Origin of the sequence: Bacillus sp. GMa5/1 (assembly GCF_050172015.1) — a bacterium.
In the GTDB taxonomy this organism is placed as follows: Bacteria; Bacillota; Bacilli; order Bacillales; family Bacillaceae_G; genus Bacillus_A; species Bacillus_A cereus.
Genome location: NZ_JBNLYC010000189.1, coordinates 1 through 7,045, shown reverse-complemented (window position 1 = coordinate 7,045; position 7,045 = coordinate 1). Strand labels below are relative to the sequence as shown.

Below are 7,045 nucleotides of genomic sequence, written 5' to 3'. Positions count from 1 at the left end.
ATGAAAAATAATAAAAAAGGATTATGGGGAATTATTGTTGCGATAGGTCTATTTTTACTGTCTAAGTTAAAGTGGGTATTTGCAATTTTTAAATTAGCAAAGTTTTCAACGGTATTTAGTATGTTTCTATCGCTTGGCGCATACGCAGTTCTATATGGTTGGAAATTTGGAGTGGCGCTCATTTATTTGTTGTTTGTTCATGAAATGGGCCATTTATGGGCTGCGAAAAGAAAGGGGATCCCAACATCGCCAGCAATCTTTATTCCATTTATGGGGGCCCTTATTGGAATGAAAGAGATGCCGAAAAATGCGAAAGATGAAGCTTACATTGCCTATATGGGTCCGCTTTTCGGACTTCTGTCATTTTTACCCGCGATACCGCTTTATATAATGACGAAAGAGCCATTTTGGGCGCTTGTTATTTTGCTTGGAAGTATGATTAATTTCTTTAATTTAATTCCCGTTTCGCCGCTAGATGGTGGGCGAATTATTTCAGTTGTCAGTACTAAAATTTGGGGAGCAGGCCTTATTTTATTACTTGGCTATTCAATTTACTTTAAAAGTATTTTGGGAGGATTTATTGTTATTATCGGTTGTATGGAGTTATATAGAGTAATAAAGAGAGATGAGCCGATTAAGGAATTAGGGCATAAAATTGATGGGATGAAAGAATATGTTACTAGGCTTGAAGAGGAATTAAAAGAAACGGGTGCTGTACATCGGACTATATACGTGATGCATCATGAGATGAATGCATTAAGACAAAGAGAACGGGAAAAAGAGTTACAAATAGGTGAACTTCAAAAAATGGAAGTGTTAGAGTATCTTTTACCGAAGTTCGAACCGTTAGATTATGTTCCATATGAAGATGAAAAAGATGAGTATACAATTCACATAAGGGAAGCATTTGAAGCGTCAGAAAGAAAATTAAATGAATGGAAAACAGAAAAGGAACAACAAGAAAACTATTATAAAGTGGATGCGAAAACGAAATGGACAGTATTTGCTTGTTATATTGGATTAATGGCTATACTCGGTTACACAGCTTATGAAGGATATATTGTTTTACAAGAACATTTGCCAACGAGAAATGTATAGAAAAATATTGTCGAAATGATAGGAAGAATTTATACAGGAATTATATTTCTACGAGAGAAAGTTACAAGTATAGTCATACATTGTAATATTTTTAGTAGAGAAGGAGTTCTGTATATGAAGAAATTGTTAAGTGTATTCGGGATTATTATCGTGATGATCATTGCAAGCTATAGTCTTATGAAAGTGCTGTTACATTATGCGAATAAGCCTGCTGAGGTAAATACAATAGCTCAAATAGAAGATGTGCAAGAAGAGACAAAAGTGCTAAATTTTATTCGAATGACACATGAAAGCTATAATAATTTCTTAAATTACGGTAAAGCAGAGAATTATACAGACGGGGATTGGAATCAATTTAAGCAATGGTTTCAACAACAAGAATCATCGTTAAAAAATATACATACAGAAATAAAGAATGAAAAAATAAAACGTGATGTAAATAGAAAGCTATGAAATTGTAAAAAAAGGTGTGGAACTTCAAAATATTGAGTATGTAGTGTATGCCCACCGTGTATATCATGACTTGGATATTATCGTAAATAAATATAGAGGTGAAACGAATATCTGGGGATATACGGAGTTTGGCGATGGGAAAGATATAAAAGTAATTGAACAAGCTATACAAACAAAATAATAAGCTAGCTAGAATTCTAGTTAGCTTATTTTCTTTTGTAAATACAATGTTCATATATTATTCACAAAAACACCGTGTTAATAGTGATTAAAATCACAATCTGCATTATAAGATTCAGTTAAACTAAAAACAGTTAAGGAAATAGAGGAGTGGGATACAATGTTAAGTGCAAAAACAATTGAAATCGTAAAGTCAACAGTACCATTATTACAAGAAAAAGGCGTTGAAATTACAACGAGATTTTATGAAATTTTATTTTCGGAACATCCGGAGTTATTGAATATTTTCAACCATACAAATCAGAAAAAGGGAAGACAACAACAAGCGTTAGCGAATGCTGTTTATGCAGCTGCAACGTACATTGATAATTTAGAAGCTATTATTCCAGTTGTAAAACAAATTGGTCATAAGCATAGAAGTTTAGGTATTAAAGCAGAGCATTACCCGATTGTAGGTACATGTTTACTACGTGCCATTAAAGAGATCGCAGGTGCACCTGATGAAGTTTTAAATGCATGGGGAGAAGCATATGGTGTCATTGCTGATGCATTCATTAGCATTGAAGCAGAGATGTATGAAGAAGCTGCACATAAAGAAGGTGGATGGAAAGACTTCCGCAACTTTGTGATTGTTAAAAAAGTGAAGGAAAGCGATGTTATTACGTCATTTTATTTGAAACCTGAAGATGGAGGGAAAGTTTCTTCATTCATCCCAGGTCAATATGTAACGATTCAAATCAATATTGAAGGTGAGACATATACACATAATCGTCAATATAGTTTATCCGATGCTCCTGGGAAAGAATATTATCGTATTAGTGTAAAAAAAGAAAAAGGTGTAGATACACCAGACGGTAAAGTGTCTAATTACTTACATGAACATGTAAAAGAAGGAGATGTTTTACCAGTAAGTGCACCAGCGGGAGATTTCGTGTTAAATATGGATTCAACATTACCAGTTGTACTAATTAGTGGTGGAGTAGGGATTACACCGATGATGAGTATGTTAAATACGTTAATTGAACAAGATTCAAAACGTAATGTATATTTTGTTCATGCAGCAATAAATAGTAATACACATGCAATGAAAGAACACGTTAAGACAGTAGAAAATGAATATGAACAAGTTAAAGCATATACTTGTTATTCTGCACCGACTGAAAAAGATTTAGAAATGAAGAACTTTGATAAAGAAGGTTTCATTGAAAGTGAATGGTTAAAAACTATTATTCCGACAACTGAAGCAGAGTTTTATTTCTGTGGTCCAGTAGCATTTATGAAGCATATAAATGCTGCACTAACTGATTTAAGTGTGAAACAAGAGCATATTCATTATGAATTTTTCGGCCCAGCAACAAGCTTACAATAAGCAAAAAAACGAGGTATTTATTTTACCTCGTTTTTTATTTGTTCTCGTAATAAACGGTTTACTGTTTCACGACGTATACCTATCAGTTGACCAATTTCGGTTTGTGTTAATATTTCATATATAGGAATGTCACCTAAATATAGGGCGAACCATTCTTGTAAACGATGAAGACGTTCTTTCGGAGAGACGGTTGTCAATTGATCAATTCGTTGTTGCATCATTCTTAATTTAGATTGCAATTGCATAGCGATGTTAGCATACGATTCGGGATTTGCTTGAAGTCTCTCGTACCATTCACTATTAGTGATCGGTTCCACTTCTGTTTTTATTAAAGCGATAGCTGTACCGTGATATTCTTTCGGTGAAATTAAAGAATGATGAGGTATCGTTTCACCTGGAACGATAATGTTGAATAAAAATGGTGTTCCGTCTTCTTCTAGCCGAACTACTTTTAATAAGCCTGTTTTTATAAAGTATAAAGGACCGTCCTCGCCTTGACGGAATAGTACATCTCCTTTGTGTAGAATCAATGTTAGCCCCCCATTAATATGTTTCTATTTCTTCTATTTTAGCGTATATGTATATAGACAATATGCTATTTCAACAGCAATTTCATTGACGAAATGTATGCTATTACAGTAGTATACTATTTAGTGTGTAATAGTACTAGCAATGAATACGCTGTAGGGGGTTTAGTATATTGTTAGATGCGATGAGAATGACGGATATGAGAATTCCGGCGAATGCTATCATTCATGTAGAAGAGATGAAAGGTGGAGTCGTTTTATCCGTTGAAGTAGACGGCCAAATTATTTATACGATGGCTTATGATGAAGAAACAGATAGCTATGCTGAATTATATGATCGAAACGATAAGAGGGCGTGCCAAGTACATGAAGACTTCATGGGGTGGTCACTTCTTCATTAAAAAAGATGTCAATATGACATCTTTTTTTATTAAATCGATAGAATATACAAAGAAATGAAATATAAGGATAAAATTTGTAATAATTGATTTTGCATTGTTAGCACTCTGTAACTGCAAGTGAACTATTTTTTCGCTATCATAAAGATAACAGTCGCAGTTATAGGAGTGGTCAACTTGAAGAAAGTACATATTTCAAATTATATGTTATTATGTGTTTGTTTAATTTTATTTGTTCTCCTCGGAGGATTTTTATATTCATGTGTATAAGAAAAACGCATTCTAAAAAGAATACGTTATAAAAGGGAAATAATGATTAATCTAGTTCCAAGAATAATCAACGTAATACGTAATAAATTAATTACGGCGTTACCACTTAGTTTTGTATTAATGTAAGCCCCGATTTTTCCGCCAATCCATGCACCCGGAATCAGGATTAATGCATAAATCCAGCTGACATTTCCAAGTGAGATGTGAGTTGCAGAACTTACAATTGCTGATAGAAATACGATGAACATTGAAGTTGCTACTGCAATATGTGCTGGGAATGCAAAAAGAAGCATCATTGCTGGAACAAGTAAGGCACCGCCACCAATTCCAAATAATCCAGATATAAACCCAACTATAAAGGCGATAAAGATAGCAAGAAACGGTGGGAATTGGTAGTGTACAGTATTTCTATCATTATCTGTAAAAGAACGCTTAATTACAGACGTATTTGAGAGGGAAAGAGGTTTTAATTTGTCTCGAAGCATAAGTAGAATTGAGACGAATATAAGGAAAATCCCAAAGTATAAAGAAAATGTGTCTTGGTTTAAAAATTTATTTGCCCATGATCCGATAATACCACCAGGGCCGCTTCCGATAAATAAAATAAGTCCACTTTTATAATCTACTCGCTTATGCTTCATGTAAGTAAGGGTGGAAGATAGTCCTGTGAAAACGACTGTTACCATAGAAGTCCCTACTGCAAGTTGTGGTGATAAACTGTGTAATCCAATTAATAACGGAACAATAATAATTCCGCCTCCAAGCCCAACTAGGCTGCCGACTGTTCCGGCGATTAGTCCGATGAAAAGTAACATGATGTATTCCAAAATTGCCAACTCCTCTAAATAACTTATCCACCAATTATTATACACGCTTTTTAATGAGAAATAGGCTTGTTCACAAAAAAGTCGTCTTCCTAGAAAAATAAGGAAGACGACTTTTGATTAGAAAACAAAATGTAATAGGTAGTAAAACAGAGCAGCTAAAGAAGCTGAAATAGGAAGTGTAATAACCCATGTAATTAACATGCGTTTTGCAGTTCCCCATTTTACCCCTTTCACACGGTGAGAAGCACCAACCCCTAAAATAGAAGAAGAGATAACGTGCGTCGTACTAACCGGTAAGTGAATGAATGTTGCACCGAAAATAACAAGTGATGATGATAAATCGGCAGCTACACCATTTACAGGACGAATTTTCATAATTTGTCCACCGACAGTTTTAATAATTTTCCATCCGCCGACAGAAGTACCAAGCCCCATTGCGATAGCACAAGATAATTGTACCCAGAACGGGATATCGCTAGAAGTATGATAGTTATTAGCCATAAGAGCCATCGTAATGATTCCCATTGCTTTTTGTGCATCATTCGTACCGTGTGTGTAGGCTTGTAATGCTGCAGTGAAAATCTGGAATATACGGAAGTTCTTATTCGTTTTCGTTAAGTTAAAGTTTTTAAATACTACTTTAAAAATACTGTATACGGTATAACCAATAACGAAAGCGATAATCGGTGAAATGATTAAAGCTTCAATAATTTTAATAAATCCTTTAAGATTTAGCGAGCTAATCCCAGCGGCCGCAATTGCTGCACCTGCGATTGAGCCGATAATTGCATGCGAAGAACTACTTGGAATACCGTAGTACCAAGTAATTAAGTTCCAAGCTATCGCCGCAAGCAAAGCAGCTAAAATTACAAGAGAACCATTTTGTAAGGCGAATGGATCAACGATATCTTTTGTAATCGTTTTTGCTACACCTGTAAATGTCATTGCGCCCAAAAAGTTCATAATAGCCGCCATAATAATGGCATGTCTAGGCTTTAGAGCTTTCGTTGAAACAGCCGTTGCAATAGCGTTTGCTGTATCGTGAAATCCATTGATAAAGTCAAAAGCTAAAGCGCAAATGACTACTAAAACGGTCAGTATCAAGAGTGTATCCATGATCAAACTCCTTACGCGTTCTTCATAATAATTGTTTCTAATACGTTTGCAACGCTTTGACAGCTATCAGCTACTTCTTCAAGCTCTTCGTAAATCTCTTTAAATTGAATAATCTTAATCGGATCTTTTTCACGAGAGAATAAGTTCTTAATCGCATGACGGCGAATATCATCACACTGTGATTCATAATCCTTAATCTTAATCGCATTTGTACGAATGTCGACTAATTTTTTGTTAGACATTAATTCAACAGAGTTTGCAATCTCAATCGCACATTGATTAATTGCTTCTACGAATTTAATCATGTATTCATCTGCTTCTGTAATAGAATACATTTCGAACAGACCAGCACTGTGATCTAATCCGTCTAATACATCATCCATACTCATTGCAAGTTGTAGGATGTCCTCACGTTCAATCGGAGTGATAAACGCTTTGTTTAACTCCATAATGATTTCGTGAATAAATGAGTCACCTTTTGACTCATACTCTTTCATGCGCATAGAAAACTCTTTTAAATCGCTAGCATTTTTAATTTTATACTCCACGAAAAACTGCGCGCCTTCTTTTAAATTTTCGGAAACATTCATTAACATTTCAGAAAATTTATCTTTTTTTGATTTAAAGACCATTATTGTTACCCCCACAAAAGTAATATATGTAAAATATATTGGCTAATCAATTCTAACAAAAAACTGTCGTTTTTTAAAACATTTTATCGAAAAGTTTACAAAAACTTAACATAACTCTCGTTGTTCTATTAATAATATTAATATCCAATAGTGAATATCTTACTTGTAGAATGTC

The 7,045-nt window shown here is 34.4% G+C and carries 7 protein-coding genes and 1 pseudogene; 4 read left to right on the top strand and 4 right to left on the bottom strand.

Going from position 1 to position 7,045, the window contains the following annotated elements:
• The 3 genes and pseudogenes from ACQGSG_RS24810 to hmpA form a co-directional block, all read left to right on the top strand.
• A partial coding sequence (locus ACQGSG_RS24810; RefSeq protein ID WP_000794491.1) for a site-2 protease family protein occupies positions 1-1,098 on the top strand: 1,098 nt, incomplete at its 5' end.
• Between the two features lie 114 nt (positions 1,099-1,212).
• Positions 1,213-1,732: pseudogene (locus ACQGSG_RS24805) on the top strand (hypothetical protein).
• 159 nt (positions 1,733-1,891) lie between these two features.
• Entirely contained in the window at positions 1,892-3,100 is a 1,209-nt protein-coding gene (gene hmpA / locus ACQGSG_RS24800) for an NO-inducible flavohemoprotein (protein WP_000947317.1), read from the top strand.
• Between the two features lie 17 nt (positions 3,101-3,117).
• Here hmpA and ACQGSG_RS24795 read toward each other — a convergent pair whose 3' ends face one another.
• Positions 3,118-3,630: a Crp/Fnr family transcriptional regulator gene (locus ACQGSG_RS24795; RefSeq protein WP_000600581.1), complete on the bottom strand. Its 513-nt coding sequence runs from the start codon at positions 3,628-3,630 to the stop codon at positions 3,118-3,120.
• Between the two features lie 170 nt (positions 3,631-3,800).
• Here ACQGSG_RS24795 and ACQGSG_RS24790 point away from each other — a divergent pair, with 170 nt between their 5' ends.
• Positions 3,801-4,028: a hypothetical protein gene (locus ACQGSG_RS24790; RefSeq protein WP_000883009.1), complete on the top strand. Its 228-nt coding sequence runs from the start codon at positions 3,801-3,803 to the stop codon at positions 4,026-4,028.
• A 293-nt stretch (positions 4,029-4,321) separates the two neighbouring features.
• Here the strand turns inward: ACQGSG_RS24790 and ACQGSG_RS24785 are convergent, their stop codons facing one another.
• The 3 genes from ACQGSG_RS24785 to ACQGSG_RS24775 form a co-directional block, all read right to left on the bottom strand.
• Positions 4,322-5,122, bottom strand: coding sequence for a sulfite exporter TauE/SafE family protein (locus ACQGSG_RS24785; protein ID WP_426948241.1), 801 nt, complete (start codon positions 5,120-5,122; stop codon positions 4,322-4,324).
• A 117-nt stretch (positions 5,123-5,239) separates the two neighbouring features.
• The gene (locus ACQGSG_RS24780) at positions 5,240-6,238 is read right to left on the bottom strand and encodes an inorganic phosphate transporter (protein WP_000380273.1); all 999 of its coding nucleotides are present in this window, start codon (positions 6,236-6,238) and stop codon (positions 5,240-5,242) included.
• An 11-nt stretch (positions 6,239-6,249) separates the two neighbouring features.
• Entirely contained in the window at positions 6,250-6,870 is a 621-nt protein-coding gene (locus ACQGSG_RS24775) for a DUF47 domain-containing protein (RefSeq protein ID WP_000231449.1), read from the bottom strand.
• Positions 6,871-7,045 lie beyond the last annotated feature (175 nt).

What these genes read in the sequence shown, in the direction of transcription:
- hmpA (WP_000947317.1), top strand. Translation starts at nt 1,892, where the DNA reads ATGTTAAGTGCAAAAACAATTGAAATCGTAAAGTCAACAGTACCATTA.
- ACQGSG_RS24780 (WP_000380273.1), bottom strand. Translation starts at nt 6,238, where the DNA reads ATGGATACACTCTTGATACTGACCGTTTTAGTAGTCATTTGCGCTTTA.
- ACQGSG_RS24775 (WP_000231449.1), bottom strand. Translation starts at nt 6,870, where the DNA reads ATGGTCTTTAAATCAAAAAAAGATAAATTTTCTGAAATGTTAATGAAT.